The sequence below is a fragment of the Salinarimonas sp. genome (assembly GCF_040111675.1).
Lineage (GTDB): Bacteria > Pseudomonadota > Alphaproteobacteria > Rhizobiales > Beijerinckiaceae > Salinarimonas.
In genome coordinates this window covers 1461274-1476164 of the sequence record NZ_CP157794.1, presented here as the reverse complement: position 1 = coordinate 1476164, position 14891 = coordinate 1461274, and the positions used below count along the sequence as shown (strand labels likewise).

General features: G+C 72.1%; 17 protein-coding genes. 11 read left to right on the top strand and 6 right to left on the bottom strand.

Annotated elements, in window-relative coordinates; all coding sequences use genetic code 11:
• Positions 1–18: 18 nt before the first annotated feature.
• Entirely contained in the window at positions 19–945 is a 927-nt protein-coding gene (locus ABL310_RS06855) for a polyprenyl synthetase family protein (RefSeq protein WP_349370941.1), read from the bottom strand.
• A gap of 94 nt (positions 946–1039) precedes the next feature.
• On the opposite strand from ABL310_RS06855, the gene ABL310_RS06850 reads away from it, so the two are divergent.
• Complete coding sequence (locus ABL310_RS06850; protein WP_349370940.1) at positions 1040–1774, top strand: biosynthetic peptidoglycan transglycosylase; 735 nt, start codon at positions 1040–1042, stop codon at positions 1772–1774.
• 9 nt (positions 1775–1783) lie between these two features.
• Here the strand turns inward: ABL310_RS06850 and ABL310_RS06845 are convergent, their stop codons facing one another.
• Both ABL310_RS06845 and erpA read right to left on the bottom strand, forming a co-directional pair.
• Entirely contained in the window at positions 1784–2263 is a 480-nt protein-coding gene (locus tag ABL310_RS06845; RefSeq protein ID WP_349370939.1) for a DUF411 domain-containing protein, read from the bottom strand.
• A gap of 112 nt (positions 2264–2375) precedes the next feature.
• Positions 2376–2702 (bottom strand): iron-sulfur cluster insertion protein ErpA, encoded by a 327-nt coding sequence (gene erpA, locus ABL310_RS06840; RefSeq protein WP_349370938.1) that lies wholly within the window; start codon positions 2700–2702, stop codon positions 2376–2378.
• A gap of 80 nt (positions 2703–2782) precedes the next feature.
• Between erpA and ABL310_RS06835 the strand changes: the two genes are divergently transcribed.
• Complete coding sequence (locus tag ABL310_RS06835) at positions 2783–4012, top strand: deoxyguanosinetriphosphate triphosphohydrolase (protein ID WP_349370937.1); 1230 nt, start codon at positions 2783–2785, stop codon at positions 4010–4012.
• 9 nt (positions 4013–4021) lie between these two features.
• A complete protein-coding gene (locus tag ABL310_RS06830) occupies positions 4022–5854 on the top strand; it encodes a bifunctional 2',3'-cyclic-nucleotide 2'-phosphodiesterase/3'-nucleotidase (protein WP_349370936.1) in 1833 nt (610 codons plus the stop codon).
• A gap of 76 nt (positions 5855–5930) precedes the next feature.
• On the opposite strand, the gene ABL310_RS06825 is transcribed toward ABL310_RS06830, so the two are convergent.
• Both ABL310_RS06825 and ABL310_RS06820 read right to left on the bottom strand, forming a co-directional pair.
• The gene (locus tag ABL310_RS06825) at positions 5931–7025 is read right to left on the bottom strand and encodes a DNA topoisomerase IB (protein ID WP_349370935.1); all 1095 of its coding nucleotides are present in this window, start codon (positions 7023–7025) and stop codon (positions 5931–5933) included.
• Entirely contained in the window at positions 7022–7330 is a 309-nt protein-coding gene (locus ABL310_RS06820; RefSeq protein ID WP_349370934.1) for a SemiSWEET transporter, read from the bottom strand. Before ABL310_RS06820 ends, ABL310_RS06825 begins: the two co-directional genes overlap by 4 nt.
• Positions 7331–7609: 279 nt before the next feature.
• Between ABL310_RS06820 and ABL310_RS06815 the strand changes: the two genes are divergently transcribed.
• The 7 genes from ABL310_RS06815 to ABL310_RS06785 all read left to right on the top strand — a co-directional run bounded on the left by ABL310_RS06815 (position 7610) and on the right by ABL310_RS06785 (position 11993).
• Positions 7610–7900: a DUF1330 domain-containing protein gene (locus ABL310_RS06815; RefSeq protein ID WP_349370933.1), complete on the top strand. Its 291-nt coding sequence runs from the start codon at positions 7610–7612 to the stop codon at positions 7898–7900.
• Positions 7900–8211 (top strand): DUF1330 domain-containing protein, encoded by a 312-nt coding sequence (locus ABL310_RS06810; protein WP_349370932.1) that lies wholly within the window; start codon positions 7900–7902, stop codon positions 8209–8211. Before ABL310_RS06815 ends, ABL310_RS06810 begins: the two co-directional genes overlap by 1 nt.
• 3 nt (positions 8212–8214) lie before the next feature.
• The gene (locus tag ABL310_RS06805; RefSeq protein WP_349370931.1) at positions 8215–8745 is read left to right on the top strand and encodes a GNAT family N-acetyltransferase; all 531 of its coding nucleotides are present in this window, start codon (positions 8215–8217) and stop codon (positions 8743–8745) included.
• 83 nt (positions 8746–8828) lie between these two features.
• Positions 8829–9632 carry a 4-hydroxy-tetrahydrodipicolinate reductase gene (gene dapB / locus ABL310_RS06800; RefSeq protein ID WP_349372008.1) on the top strand — a complete coding sequence of 268 codons (804 nt, stop codon included), beginning with the start codon at positions 8829–8831 and terminating at the stop codon, positions 9630–9632.
• A 38-nt stretch (positions 9633–9670) separates the two neighbouring features.
• Positions 9671–10291 (top strand): 2,3-bisphosphoglycerate-dependent phosphoglycerate mutase, encoded by a 621-nt coding sequence (locus ABL310_RS06795; protein WP_349370930.1) that lies wholly within the window; start codon positions 9671–9673, stop codon positions 10289–10291.
• Complete coding sequence (locus ABL310_RS06790) at positions 10288–10914, top strand: alpha-ketoglutarate-dependent dioxygenase AlkB (RefSeq protein WP_349370929.1); 627 nt, start codon at positions 10288–10290, stop codon at positions 10912–10914. The genes ABL310_RS06795 and ABL310_RS06790 overlap by 4 nt, the downstream gene beginning before the upstream one ends.
• Before the next feature lie 56 nt (positions 10915–10970).
• The gene (locus ABL310_RS06785) at positions 10971–11993 is read left to right on the top strand and encodes a hypothetical protein (protein WP_349370928.1); all 1023 of its coding nucleotides are present in this window, start codon (positions 10971–10973) and stop codon (positions 11991–11993) included.
• Between the two features lie 214 nt (positions 11994–12207).
• Here the strand turns inward: ABL310_RS06785 and fliG are convergent, their stop codons facing one another.
• On the bottom strand, positions 12208–13248 hold the full coding sequence (fliG, locus tag ABL310_RS06780) for a flagellar motor switch protein FliG (protein ID WP_349370927.1): 1041 nt from the start codon (positions 13246–13248) through the stop codon (positions 12208–12210).
• A gap of 262 nt (positions 13249–13510) precedes the next feature.
• On the opposite strand from fliG, the gene ABL310_RS06775 reads away from it, so the two are divergent.
• Complete coding sequence (locus tag ABL310_RS06775) at positions 13511–14851, top strand: flagellar hook-basal body complex protein (protein ID WP_349370926.1); 1341 nt, start codon at positions 13511–13513, stop codon at positions 14849–14851.
• Positions 14852–14891 lie beyond the last annotated feature (40 nt).

Below are 14891 nucleotides of genomic sequence, written 5' to 3'. Positions count from 1 at the left end.
CGCGTCGCGCCGCGCGGCTCAGGCCTTGCGCGCCGCCGTGAAGCGCGCGGCCTCGATCAGGATCCCGGCCCGGTCGCCGTAGGGCGCGAGCGCCGCCTCGGCCTCGGCCACCAGCCGGTCGCATTCGGCGCGCGCCGCTTCCAGGCCGAGGAGGTCGACGAGCGTGCCCTTGCCCTTCTCCGCGTCCTTGCCCACGGCCTTGCCCAGCGCCTCCGCCGTCGCCTCGCGGTCGAGGATGTCGTCGGCGATTTGGAAGGCGGCGCCGAGCGCGCGGCCGTAGGCCAGCAGGCGCGCCCTGTCCTGCGCCGGCGCCTGCGCCGCCACCGCGCCGGCCTCCGCCGACCAGGCGAGGAGCGCGCCGGTCTTCATCGCCTGAAGGCGGCGGATGTCGACCTCGCCCAGCGTGCGCGGGCCGTAGCGCCCCTCGGCGGCGAGGTCGAGCAATTGCCCTCCGACCATGCCGGCGAGCCCCGCGGCGCGGGCGAGGCCGGCGGCGAGCGACGCGCAGACGCCCGCCGGAACGCCCTCCCCCGCCTCCGCCGCGACCTCGAAGGCGAGCGTCAGCAGCGCGTCGCCGGCGAGGATCGCGGTCGCCTCGTCGTAGGCGACGTGAACGGTCGGCTTGCCGCGGCGCAGGTCGTCGTCGTCCATGGCCGGGAGGTCGTCGTGGACCAGGGAATAGCAGTGCACGAGCTCGACCGAGAGCCCTGCGCGCCAGGCGGCCTCGCCCTCGCAGCCGAGCAGGCGCGCGGACTCCACCGCGAGGAAGGGCCGCAGGCGCTTGCCGCCGGCGAGCGCCGCGTGGCGCATCGCCGCCATCAGCCGGTCGGGCCGCGCGATCTCGCCGTCCCGCGGCGCGTCGGCGAGGAGCGCGTCGAGCCGGCGCTCCACCTCTGCGGCGACCGCGCGCAGGCGCGCCTCGAAGGACAGGGGTTCGTACGGCATCGGGGAGCAACCTCGGTGAGACGTCGGACGCCCGCTTGCCGCAGCCGCGTTCCCGGGTCAAGTACGGGGCGGGGGCGCAGGCTGCGGGAATCAGATGGCTCAGCGCATCGAGACGGACGAGACCGGGCGGACGCCCCGGCGGGGGCTGCTCCGCCGGCTCGGGCGCTGGCTCTTCGCCATCGCCTGGCGCGGGGCGCTGGCGCTCGCCGTCGTGCTGGTCCTCCTGACGCTGATCGGCAGCGCGATCACCCCCGTCTCGACCCTGATGATCGGCCGCTGGGCGACGCTCCAGCCGGTGAACCGCACGGTCGTGCCGCTCGAGGCGATCTCGCCCCACGTGCCGCGCATGGTCGTCGCCTCGGAGGACGCCCGCTTCTGCCGCCATGCGGGGGTCGACTTCGACGAGCTGTTCAAGGTGATCGAGGCGGGGGCCGAGCGCGGGGCTTCCACCATACCCATGCAGACGGCGAAGAACGTCTTTCTCTGGCCGGAGCGCTCCTATCTCCGCAAGGCGATCGAGATCCCGCTCGCCCTGTGGATCGACCTCGTCTGGGGCAAGAGGCGACTCGTCGAGGTCTACCTGAACGTCGCCGAATGGGGCGAGGGCGTCTTCGGCATCGAGGCGGCGGCGCGGGCGCATTTCGGCAAGAGCGCCGCCGAGCTGACCCGCCGCGAGGCCGCGCTCCTCGCCACGGCGCTGCCGAACCCGCGCGGGCGCGATCCCGGCGCGCCGGCGGCGGGGCACCGCCGGCTGGCGGAGAACCTGATGGCGCGCGAGCGCGGCTCGGGCGACATCCTCGGGTGCCTCGCGGACGAGAGCGGCGCCTGAGCGACCCGCTCAGCCGATGCGCGCGCCCCCGCGGTAGCGCGAGAACCGCTCGAGCCGGCTCTCGCCGAAGAGGACGACGTCGTATTCCTCGTCCGCCACCCCCGGCACCTCCATGCCCGGCGAGCCGATGGGCATGCCCGGAACCGAGAGGCCGTGCGCCTGCGGCCGCTCGGCGAGGAGCCGCTTGACGGCCTCGGCCGGCACGTGCCCCTCGAGGACGTAGCCGTCGACCGTCGCGGTGTGGCACGAGCCGAGCATCTGCGGCACGCCGAGCCGCTGCTTGACCGGCCCCATGTCGGAGGTCTCGTTGACGGTCAGAGAAAACCCGGCCGCTCGCATGTGGTCGACCCAGGCCCCGCAGCAGCCGCAATCGGGGTCCTTCCAGACGACGACCTCCGGCAGGCTCTGCGCGCGCGCCGGCGTGAATGCGGCCAGCGGCGCCGCCGCGAGCCCGGCCAGGAAGGCGCGACGGTGCATCGCGACGGTCATGGGCGTGTCTCCTTTCACCGAGGGGGCCGCGCAGGGCGCGACGTCGAGCGAGGCGCGGCGGCGCGGACGAAGGAGCCGCGCGTCCCCTCCCCTGCCCGCCGCGCCGCCGCGCTCAGATCGTGAAGCTCACCCCGCAGCCGCAGCTCGCCTGGGCCTGGGGGTTCTCGATCTTGAAGGACTGGCCGATCAGGTCGTCGACGAAATCGATCACCGCGCCGTCCATGTATTGCAGGGAGATCTCGTCGATGAGCACGCCCGCCCCGTCGCGCTCGACGACGATGTCGTCCTCCTGCCGGGCGGCGTCGATGTCGAAGGCGTACTGGAAGCCGGAGCAGCCGCCGCCCTGAACGGAGACGCGGAGCATCGAACCCGGCGCCTCGGACTTCATGATCTCGCTGATGCGCTTCGCAGCGCGCGGCGTGAGCTCGATACCGGCCATTCTCGATACGCCCTCGACCTTGCCAAATCGGTTTCTCGAAATGTAAGTCGGGAGCGGTCGGTCCGCAACGGGGAGAGGTCATGCGCTCGGGCGGCGAGAGATGGCGCGCTGCTTACGCCTGCGATCCGGGCGCGAGCCGCGGCCGGCAGCATGGCGCCGGCGCCTCGCCGACGCGCTCAGAGTTCCAGCGCGACCGCGACCGCATCATCCACTCCACCGCCTTCCGCCGGCTCAAGCACAAGACGCAGGTCTTCGTCTTCCACGAGGGCGATCATTTCCGCACGCGCCTCACCCACACGATCGAGGTCTCGCAGATCGCTCGCGCGCTGGCGCGCTCGCTCGGCCTCGACGAGGACCTCGCCGAGGCGCTGGCGCTCTCGCACGACCTCGGCCACACGCCCTTCGGGCATACCGGCGAGGACGCGCTCGACGCCCTGATGGCGGCCCACGGCGGCTTCGACCACAACGCCCAGGCGCTTCGCATCGTCACGCGGCTGGAGCGCCGCTACGCCGAGCACGACGGGCTGAACCTCACCTGGGAGACGCTGGAGGGGCTCGTGAAGCACAACGGCCCGCTCGTCGACGAGGCGGGCCGGCCGCGGGAGCGCTACGCCGCCTACGGCGTGCCGGGTGCGATCCTGGACTTCGACGCCGAGTTCGGTCTCGACCTGTCGACCCACGCCTCCGCGGAGGCGCAGGCCGCCGCCATCGCCGACGACATCGCCTACGACGCGCACGACATCGACGACGGCCTGCGTGCGGGCCTGTTCGGGCTCGACGACCTTAAGGCGATCCCCTTCCTGGCGGAGGTCCTCGCCGAGGTGGACGACCGCTATCCCGGCCTCGAGACGCCCCGGCGCATCCACGAGCTCGTGCGGCGGGTGATCACCCGCCTCGTCGAGGACGTGATCCGCGAGAGCGAGGCCCGCCTCGCCGAGGCCGCGCCGGGCTCGGCCGAGGCGGTGCGCCAGGCCGGGCGCACGCTCGTGACGTTCTCGCCGGCCATGGCCGACGCGGACCGGGCGATCAAGGGCTATCTCTATCCCAACATGTATCGCCATCCGAAGGTCAAGGCCGTGCGCGCCGACGCCGACCGGGTGGTGCGCGACCTCTTCGCCCGCTTCACCGCCGAGCCCGACGCCATGCCCGAGGAATGGCGGGCGGGGCTTTCCGGGGGAGGCTCGGCCGGCGCGGACGAGGGCCGTATCGCCCGGCGTGTGGCGGACTACATCGCCGGCATGACCGACAGCTACGCGCTGCGCGAGCACCGCCGTCTGTTCGCGTCGACGCCCGACCTGAAGCTGGGGTGAGGAGTTCCGATGCCGCGCCTCAGGCTCATCGCCACCTCGGACCTCCACGCCCACGCCCAGCCCTACGACTACATCCACGACCGGCCCGATCCGCGCCACGGGCTCGCGGCGGCGGCGGCGGAGATCGCGCGGGCGCGGGCGGAGGCCGAGGCGGCGGGGGCGGCGGTGCTGGTGTGCGACAACGGCGACCTGCTCCAGGGCGCGGCTTTGGGGGACCTGATCGGCGGGGAGGGGCTCGCGGAAGGCGAGACGCATCCGATGATCGCGGCCCTCGCGGCGCTCGGTTGCGACGCGGCGACGCCGGGGAACCACGAGTTCAACTACGGCCTCCCCTTCGTCGAGGCGGCCTACGGCGCGGCGCCCTTCCCGGTCGTGTGCGCCAACGTGGCGCGCGCGGACGGGACGCCGCTCTTCGCGCCCTTCGTGGTGATCGAGCGCGCGCTTCCCGGCGAGGCCGCGCCTTTGCGCATCGGGATCACCGGCTGCCTGCCCCCGCAGATCGCGCTGTGGGACAAGGCGCTGATCGCGGATAAGCTCGTCGTGCGCGACATGGTGGACGCCCTCGCCGAGACCGTGCCCGCCCTGCGCGCCGCGGGGGCGGAGGTGGTGGTCGTGCTCTGCCATTCCGGCATCCAGGGCGGCCGTCGCGAGGGCGGGGAGGAGAACGCGGCGGTCTTCGTCGCGCAGATCCCCGGCATCGACGCGATGGTGACGGGGCACCTCCACCGCGTCTTCCCGGGCGGGACGGAATTCGCGGACATCCCCGGCGTCGACATCGAAGCGGGGACGCTTCACGGCGTGCCGGCGCCGATGCCGGGCTTCCACGGCTCGCACGTCGCCATCGTCGACCTCGACCTCGCGCGTGCGGACGATCGCTGGCGGGTCGTGCGCGGGGAGTCCGCCGTGCGGCCGGTGCCGCCTCTGCCGGAGCCCGCGCCGGAGGCGGCGCGGCCCGTCCTCGCCGCCACCGCGGGCGCCCACGCGCGCACGCTCGCCCACGCGCGCAAGCCCGTCGGCGAGACGCTGGCGCCCATCGACACCTATTTCACCGTGCTCGGCGACGACGGCGATCTCGCCCTCCTCGCCGCCGCGCAGGAGGCTTTCGTGCGCGCGCGCATCGCCGGCACCGCGCTCGCCGACCTGCCGCTCCTCTCCGCCGCCGCGCCGTTCCTGGCGGGCGGGCGCGGCGGGCCGGAGGCCTATACCGACGTCCCCGCGGGCCCGCTCGCCATGCGCGACCTGGCCGCGCTCTATCCCTATCCGAACGCGGTCTGCGCCGTGCGCATGACCGGTGCGGACATCGTCGCCTGGCTCGAGCGCGCGGCGGGGCTGTTCGCGCGGATCGACCCGGCCGAGCGCGGGCCGCAGATCTTGCGGGACCGGCTGTTCCCCTCCTACCATTTCGACATGATCCGGGGCCTCGGCTACGTCATCGACCCGACGCGGCCCTCGCGCTTCGACCGGGACGGCGGCCTCGCCGACCCGACGGCGCGACGCGTGCGCGACATCGTCTTCGAGGGCCGGCCGCTGCGCGACGACGACGTCTTCCTTGTGGCCACCAACACCTACCGCGCCGGCGGCGGCGGGCGTTTCTGCGGCGGGCGGCTGGAAACGGTGTTCACCTCGACCACGCTCGTGCGCGAGGCCCTGCGCGACTTCGTCGCCGCCTCCGGGCCGCTGACCCTCGCCGACCGCCTGACCTGGCGGCTCGACCTGCCGGCCGGCTGCGAGATCCTCTACGCCACGGGCCCCGGCGCCGCGGGGCGCGAGCCGCCGGGGCTCGCGCTCGAGGATCGCGGGATCGGGCCCGACGGCTACCGGGTCTACCGCGTCGGGACCTAGAGCGGGAACCGCTCTAGATTCGTGCGTGGAGCATGATCTCGTCCACCAACCGGATTCCACTTGGTGGGATCATGCTCTAGCGCTCGCCCCGGGCGAGGCGGGTGCGCAGCATGCCGAGCACGGCGGCCTCCTCGGGCTCGAGCCCTTCGAGCTCGCCCTTCAGCGCCCGCTCCGCCTCCCGCGTCACCGCGTCGGCGAGTGCCCCCTCGAGATGGGCGGAGAGGATCTCCGGGTGGACGTAGCATTTGCGGCAGATGGTCGGCGTGTTGCCGAGCCGCGCCGCCACGTGCTCGATGGCGGCCTTGAGCTGCTTCTTGGCCTTGGCCTGGCTGTCGAAGCCCTCGAACTCTTTCAGCGCCAGCGCCGCGAGCACCGTGCCGCCCCAGGTGCGGAAGTCCTTGGCCGTGACGTCCTGCCCCGTGATCTCGCGCAGGTAGGCGTTGACGTCGGCGCTCTCGACCGAGTGCCGCTCGCCCTCGTCGTCGACCCACTGGAACAGGCGCTGGCCGGGCAGGTCCTCCAGCATGCGCACCGTGCGAGCGACGCGCCGGTCGCGCATCTTCAGCCGCCATTCCTTGCCGCCCTTGCCGCGGAAGACGAAGCGCAGGCTCTCACCCTCGACGTCGACATGGTCCTCGCCGAGCGTGGTGAGGCCGTGGGTCTGGTTCCGGCGGGCATAGTCGGCATTGCCGACGCGGATGAGGGTCGTCTCGAGCAGGTGGACGAGGGTGGCGAGCACCTTCTCGCGCGAGAGCTTGCGTTTGCGCATGTCGGCATCGACCCGCTCGCGGATGCGCGGCAGCGCCTCGGCGAAGGCGACGAGATGCTCGAACTTGGTCGTGTCCCGCACCTCGCGGAACTTCGGGTGATAGCGGTACTGCTTGCGCCCGCGGGCGTCCCGTCCCGTCGCCTGGATGTGGCCGTTCGGATCGGGCGAGATCCACACGTCGGTATAGGCCGGGGGCACGGCCAGCGACTTCAGCCGGCGAAGCTCGTCGGGATCCGTGATCGTGCGGCCCTTCGGGTCGAGAAAGGTGAAGCCCTTGCCCGACTTCCTGCGGCGGATGCCCGGCTCGTCGTCTTGGACGTAGGTGAGGCCCGCGCTCTGCGCGGCGTCGACGGGATCGACCACCCCGCCTTCCGAGACCGCGCTGTCGGCGAGCGCGCTCACGAGCCGATCTCCGCCGGCCGCGTCCGCGCCCGGCGGCGCGCGCGGCGCAGGTTGCGCAGCTTCATGACGAGGACGGAGCCCGACAGCATCAGGCTCAGCGCGTTGAAGACGATGATCGGCAGGCTCCAGATCATCACGCCGTAGACGATCCACAGCGAGAAGGCGCTCACGGTCACCACGTACATGCGTTTCGAGATCGCGCCGGTGTCGTTCTCGCGCCAGGATTTCCACACCTGCGGCACGAAGCTCGTCGTCGAGCAGATCCCCGCCACGGTCCCGATCAGGGTCGCGAGATACGCCTCCATCCGTCCGCCACGCCTCCATACGCATGCTGGTGAGCGGGATGAACGGCCCCGCGACGGCCGCGTTCCGCGCCGCTTCGCCGCGGGGGCGGCCGCGCGCTTTGTCGGACACGAGGGCGGCCGACCATGGCCGCGGGCCGGCATGGCGATGCGCGGCGCGGCTGCGCCGCCGGCGATGGCGGCGCCGCGCCCTCCCCTCGCGCCTCCCCTTGCGCCCTCTCCCGGCATGGCCGATACGATGGAGCATGCGCCCGAACGGGCCGAACGACAGGAACGAACGCCATGCCCAAGGCCTATTTCATCGCCCGCGTCACCGTCACCGACCCAGAGCGCTATGCCGAGTACGCCAAGGGAGCGACGGAGGCGATCCGCAAGTACGGCGGAAAGCCCCTCGTGCGCGGGGGCGCCATGAAGGTGATGGAGGGCGAGGGCCGGCCGCGCAACGTCGTCATCGAGTTCGAGTCGGTGGAGCAGGCGGAGCGCTACTACCATTCGCCGGAATACCAGGCGGCCAAGGCCAAGCGCGAGGGCGCCGGCATCGCCGACATGGTCATCGTCGAGGGAGCGGAATGATGCCCAAGGGCTACTGGATCGGTCGCGTCGACGTGCGCGACGCCGACGCCTACAAGAACTACGTCGCGAAGAACGCCGCCGCCTTCGCCAGGTTCGGCGGGCGCTTCCTCGTGCGCGGCTGCGCCTTCGAGACCGTCTCCGGCGAGGCGCGGGCGCGCAACGTCGTCATCGAGTTCCCCTCCTACCGGGACGCGCTGGACTGCTGGAACTCGGCCGAGTACCAGGCGGCGCGCGCCGAGCAGAAGGGCGGGGCCGACGTCGATCTCATCGTCGTCGAGGGCTACGACGGGCCGCAGCCCGGAGAGAGCTGACCGGTGAAGGTCGACCCCGCACCCGGCTACGCCGTCCGCCCCGCGCGCGAGGCGGACGTGCCGCTGCTGCCGGCGGTCGAGGCCTCGGCCAGCACGCTGTTCCGGAGCATCGACATCGGCTACCGCGGGGACTGGAGCACGACTCCGCCGGGGGCGCTCGACCTGTGCCGCGTCTCCGGCACGCTCTGGGTCGCGGCCGACCGGGACGATGCGCCGGTGGGCTTCCTCGCCGCCGGCGAGCTCGACGGCTTTCTCTACGTGCACGAGCTCTCGGTGGCGGCGGAGCACCAGCGCCGCGGGCTCGGCGCGGCCCTGATGGCGGCGGCGGTCGATTTCGGCCGCTGGGCCTACATCCCCGCCGTGACCCTCACCACCGACCGCTACGTGCCCTGGAACAAGCCGTTCTACGCCAGGCTCGGCTTCGTCGAGCTCCAGCGCGAGGGCCTGCCGCCGGGCCTCGCCCAGATGCTGGCGAAGCAGGAGGCGCGCGGCCACGATCCCGCCCGCCGCTGCGCCATGGCCAAGGTGCTCTGAAGCGGCCCCCCGCCGCGAGGCTTCCCCTTCGCGCGCGCACGTCCTATACCCGCGGCCATCGAAGGAGAGGTGCGATGAGCGACATGCGTCTCGCCGTGGTAGGCGCCGCCGGCCGGATGGGCCGGATGCTGGTCAAGACGATCGTCGAAACCGATGGCTGCGCGCTCGCGGGCGCCTCCGAACGTCCGGGGTCGGACGCGATCGGCCAGGACGCCGGCGTGCTCGCCGGCCTGCCGGCGCTCGGCGTCGCGATCGTCGACGATCCGCGCTTGGCCATCGACGCCGCCGAGGCGGTGATCGATTTCACCGCGCCGGAGGCGACGAAGGCGCTGGCGGCGCTCTGCGCCGAGCGCGGCGTCGCGCAGATCGTCGGCACGACCGGCCTCTCGGCGGAGGATCTCGCCGTCCTGCGCACGGCGGCGGAGCGATGCTGCATCGTGCAGTCCGGCAACATGTCGCTCGGCGTGAACCTGCTCGCGGGCCTCGCCCGGCAGGTGTCGCGCACGCTCGGGCCCGAGTTCGACGTCGAGATCGTCGAGATGCACCATCGTCACAAGGTCGACGCCCCGTCGGGCACCGCCCTCCTCCTCGGCGAGGCCGCCGCGCAGGGCCGCGGCATCGACCTCGCGGAGCGCGCTGTGCGCGCCCGCGACGGCCATACCGGGCCGCGAAAGCCCGGCGACATCGGCTTCGCCACGCTGCGCGGCGGCTCCGTCGTCGGCGAGCACACGGTGATCTTCGCCGGCGCCGGCGAGCGCATCGAGCTGCGCCACGTGGCGGAGGACCGCTCGCTCTTCGCCGCCGGTGCGGTGAAGGCGGCGCTCTGGGCCCGCGGCCGGCCGCCCGGCTTCCATTCCATGGCCGACGTCCTCGGCCTCACCCCCTGACCCGATTTCCCCCGACCGCGAGAAAGGATCACCGCCCCATGGAGCGCCTCCTCGTGCTCGCCCGCCACGGGCAGAGCGACTGGAACAAGAAGAACCTCTTCACCGGCTGGAAGGACCCCGACCTCACCGAGCTCGGGATCGAGGAAGCGCAGATCGGCGGGCGGCGGCTCAAGGAGCGCGGCTACGCGTTCGACGTCGCCGTCACCTCGGCGCTGGTCCGCGCCCAGCACACCTGCCGGATCATGCTCCAGGAGCTCGGCCAGGAGGGCCTCGAGACCATCGTCGACGCGGCGATCAACGAGCGCGACTACGGCGACCTGTCGGGCCTCGACAAGGACGAGGCCCGCGCCAAGTGGGGCGAGGAGCAGGTCTTCCTCTGGCGGCGCTCCTACGCCACGCGCCCGCCCGGCGGCGAGAGCCTGCAGGACACGGTCGCCCGCGTGCTGCCCTTCTACATCCGCGAGATCCTGCCCCGGGTCATGCAGGGCCAGCGCGTCCTCGTCGCCGCGCACGGCAATTCGCTCCGCGCGCTGATGATGGTGCTCGACGGCATGACCACCGACGAGGTCGCCACCCTCGAGCTCGCCACCGGCATACCCTTCGTCTACCGCCTCGCGGAGGACACGCGCGTCCTCTCCAAGGAGATCGTCAACACGTGAGCGAGACGCGGCTCGCCCTGGCGCCGGGCCTGATCCACGCGCCCGGCTTCCTCGACCGCGCCGCGCAGGAGCGCCTGCGCGACGCGCTGCGCGAGGTCGTGCGGGCCGCGCCCCTGTTCACGCCGCGCATGCCGCGCACGGGAAAGGCCTTCTCGGTGCGCATGACGAATTGCGGGCCGCTCGGCTGGGTCTCCGATGTCGACGGCTATCGCTACCAGCCGACACACCCGGACACCGGCGCGCCCTGGCCGGCGATGCCGGAGATCGTGCGCGACGCCTGGGAGTCGCTGGCGGGCTACCCGCATCCGCCGGAAGCCTGCCTCGTCAACTGGTACGAGGCCACCGCGAAGATGGGCCTGCACCAGGACCGGGACGAGACGGATCTCGGCGCGCCCGTCGTCTCGCTCTCGCTCGGCGACACCGCCGTCTTCCGCTTCGGCGGGACCGAGCGCAAGGCGCCGACCCGCTCGATCAGGCTCGCCTCCGGCGATGCCGTGGTGATCGGCGGGCTCTCGCGGCTCGTCTTCCACGGCGTGGACCGCATCCTGCCCGGGACGTCGACGCTGCTGGACCAGCCCGGGCGCATCAATCTGACGCTACGCCGGGTGACCCAGCCCGGGTGACGCCGCGGAAAAACCGCGTCACCCTGACGCCAACGAAGACCAACGGGAGGCCCCCGATGCCGCGCACCACGCGCCCGATCCGCCTTTTCGCCCCGCTTCTCGCCGCCGTGCTCGCTCTCGGGGCGGCGCCGGTCCGCGCCCAGGACGCGGATGCTCCGGCCGCGCCGGGCGCCCGGCCGCCGTCCGCGGAGCGCCCGGCCGACCAGGTGACCTTCCCGGCGGGCTCGTCCATCGGCATGGCTCCCCTCCCGGGGCTGCGGGCGTCGACCCGCTTCCTCGGCTTCGAGAACCCGCAGGACGGCACCTTCTTCGCCTTCATCCAGGCGCCTCTGGAGGAATGGGAGGCGATCTCCGAGCGCTACGCCCTCGAGAACCTGCCGCCCCAGGGCTTCGCCGATCCGATCCGCACGGACTACGAAGTCGAAGGCGCCGAGGAGGCGTTCCTCGTGTCCGGCGAGCAGCGCCTGCAGCAGTCGCTCACCGTGGACAAGTGGGTCGTCGCCGCGCGCGGTCCGGAGCACGTGGCCATCGTCATCGCCCAGCGCGTGCCGCTCCAGCCCGCCTACACCAAGCAGGCCATCGAGGCCGCGCTCGATACGCTCGCCCTGCGCGCCCCGCCCGGGCTCGAGGAGCAGATCGCCGCCCTGCCCTTCGCGATCGGCGACCGCGCGGGCTTTCGCCCCGTGCGCGTCACCGGCGGCAACTCGATCCTTCTCACCGAGGGCGAGGACGACGTCGTCGAGCAGGCCGATCAGCCCATCGTCATCGTCGCCGCCTCGCAGGAGATCAACCCGCCGCCGGAGCGGCGCGACGAGTTCGCGCGGCGCGCGCTCACGGGGCTGCCCGGCCTCACCGACGTGCGGATCGAGCGCGCGGACGCGTTCCAGCAGGACAATGCCGACTGGCACGAGGCCGTCGCCACGGCCAAGGAGCGCTCCGGGGTTCCCGTGGTCGTGCAGCAGACGATGCGCTTCACCGACGAGGGCTTCATCCGCGCGCTCGCCGTCGTGCGCGAGGAGGAGCGCGCGAGCTGGGAGCCGCGTTTCCGGACGCTCGCGGATTCGCTCGCGCCGCGCTGACGAGTCGAGGCTCCACCCCACTTCCCGGATTGCGAAGCAAGTCCGGGACCCGGACCCTCCATCGCATGTTCAGCGTGCGCGAAAGCGCGCGCGTCTCGCGCCCGCGATGCGGCCATCACCCATGGAGGGACACGGCGCGAACGCCGCTCGGGACACGCCGGCGGATCCGGGTCCCGGGTCGCCGTTCGGCGCCCGGGATGCCCCCCTGTCATGCTCAGTAGATCAGCTCTTCTTCGGCGCGGTTCTTGGAGATCATGATCTCGCCCTTGTCGGCGAGTTCCTTCGCCGTGTTGACCATGGCGAGCTGGGCCTCGTCGACGTCCTTGATGCGGATCGGGCCGAGGGACTCCATCTCCTCCTTGAGGTTCTTCGCGGCGCGGCTCGACATGTTCGACATGAAGAAGGCGCGGGCCGGCTCGGGCGCGCCCTTGAGGGCCTTGCACAGAGCCTGGCGGTCGACCTGGCGGATCAGGGTCTGGGCCGAGCCCGGGTCGAGCTTCGTGAGATCCTCGAAGGTGAACATCAGCTGACGGATACGCTTGGCCGCGTCGCGGTTGATGTCGTCGAGCGCGGAGAGGAAGCGCGTCTCGGTCTGGCGGTCGAAGGCGTTGAACACCTCCGCCATCGCCTCGTGGGCGTCGCGCTTCGCCGTCTGGGCGACGGCGCCGACGAACTCGAGCCGCAGCGTCTCCTCGATGTGGTGGAGCGCTTCCTTCTGCACCGCCTCGAGCTTGAGCATGCGGTTGACGACGTCGAGCGCGAAATCGTCGGGCAGCATGGTCAGCACCCGCGCGGCGTGGTCCGGGCGCACGCGCGAGAGGATCACGGCGACCGTCTGCGGGTATTCCGAGCGCAGGTAGTTCGCCAGGATCTCGGCGTCGATCTGCGAGAGGCGGGTCCAGATGCGCTTGCCCGAGGTGTTGTAGATCTCGGCCATGATGATGGCCACCTGGTCGGGCGGGAAGACCTTCATCAGGAGCTGCTCGGTGCGCTCCACCGAGCCGGACACGCTCGAGTTCGACAGCCGCTGGATGAAGTCGACGATGAGCCGCTCCACCGTCGAGGCGTCCACCGTGCCGAGCTGCACCATGGCGTGGGAGACGGAGCGCACCTCCTCCTCGTCGAGCATCGACCAGATCGGCTTGCCGTGCTGCTCGCCCAGCAGGAGCAGGAACAGGGCCGCGCGTTGCGGCCCGGGCAGCGCGTCGAACTCGGCGCCTGTTTCCGGAGCGGCGGGAAGCGAGGAAGCGGCCATGGGGCACCGATCGTGTTTCGCGACATGGAACGGGCGCGCGGACGCCCGGGCCGATCCCACACGAGGCCTGGTTAACGGCCGGTTAAGATCCGGCGCGCGCCCGGCAGATCCTGCCGCAACCCCGGCCGATCCTGCCCGGCCGCGCCGGCCGCTCGCGGCGAAAAGCGGGCGGAATCAAGGCATTCCCCTCTGGCACGCCGATTGCGCCGGAGCGGGCAGACGCGCTGGGACGGCGCGAGCGTAAACCTTGGAGTGTAGGGTCATGGGCAGCTTCGGATCGATGCTCACGGCGGTCGCCGGCCTCAGGGCGCAGAGCTTCGCCATGCAGAACATCTCGGGCAACATCGCCAACTCGTCGACGCCGGGCTTCAAGCGCGTCGACACCGGCTTCGCCGACCTGATTCCCGAGCAGCCGCTGTCGCGGCAGGTGGCGGGGTCGGTCAGCTCGTTCTCGCGCGCGACGAACACGCTCTCGGGCGAGTTCCTGCCGACCAACCTCGACACCAACATCGCCATCAACGGCGACGGGTTCTTCGCCGTGGGCCAGCGGCCGGTCCAGACGTCCTCGATCGTGCGGCCGAGCCCGGAGCTCTATACCCGCCGCGGCGATTTCGAGCTCGATCGGCTGGGCTATCTCGTGAACGGCGCCGGCTACGCCCTGCGCGGCACGATGCTCGACCGCGTCACCGGCCTGCCCCAGCCCTCCGCGAACGGCGGCTTCATCCAGATCTCGCAGGAGCTGCTCGGACGCCTCGACCCGAGCCCGACCAGCGAGGTGACCTACAACGTCACGCTTCCCAACACCGCGGGCACGACGGACTCGGCCGCCAACGCGGCCTGGGGCGACCAGATCAACCCGACCGCCCAGGACGCGTCGGGCGACATCCCGACCGCCAACAACACCGCCTTCCTGCGCTCGAGCCTGGGCGGCGGCAGCGTGACGGTCTACAATTCGGTCGGCGCCATCGAGAGCATGAACCTGCGCTGGGCGAAGGTCGGCGCGAACACCTGGGACCTCTTCTACGAGAGCAATACCGGCGGCGACGCCTGGCGGCGGATCGGCGGCCCCGGCGCCTTCTCCTTCGACGCCACCGGCGCGCCGACCGCGCCTGTCGGCAACACGCTCTCGGTCGGCGGCGTCGTACAGATCAACGGCGTCGACTACCAGGACATGACCTTCGACTTCGGCGACAGCCTCGCCCAGCTGACCGGCACGACGGTGCAGCCGAGCTTCCTCGACCAGAACGGCTACGGCGTCGGTCGCTACGACGGCGTCTCCATCTCCGAGGACGGCATCGTCTCGATCTCCTACACCAACGGCCAGGTGACGCCGGTGGCCGAGGTCGACGTGGTGGGCTTCTACGCGCCGAACGCCCTGCGGCGCGTCGACGGCGGGGCCTTCGAGGCGACCCGGGAATCCGGAGATCCCTCCGTCGCCTTCGCCCGCGGCACGGTGATGGCCGGCGGCATCGAGAGCTCCAACACCGACATCTCCGAGGAATTCGCCAAGATGATCGTCACCCAGCAGGCCTACACGGCCAACACGAGGGTGATCTCGACGGCGCAGGAGATGATCCGCGACGTGCTGAACGTCGTGCGCTGACGTCTCCCACGCTGGCGTCTTCGGAGGCGCGGTCCCGTCG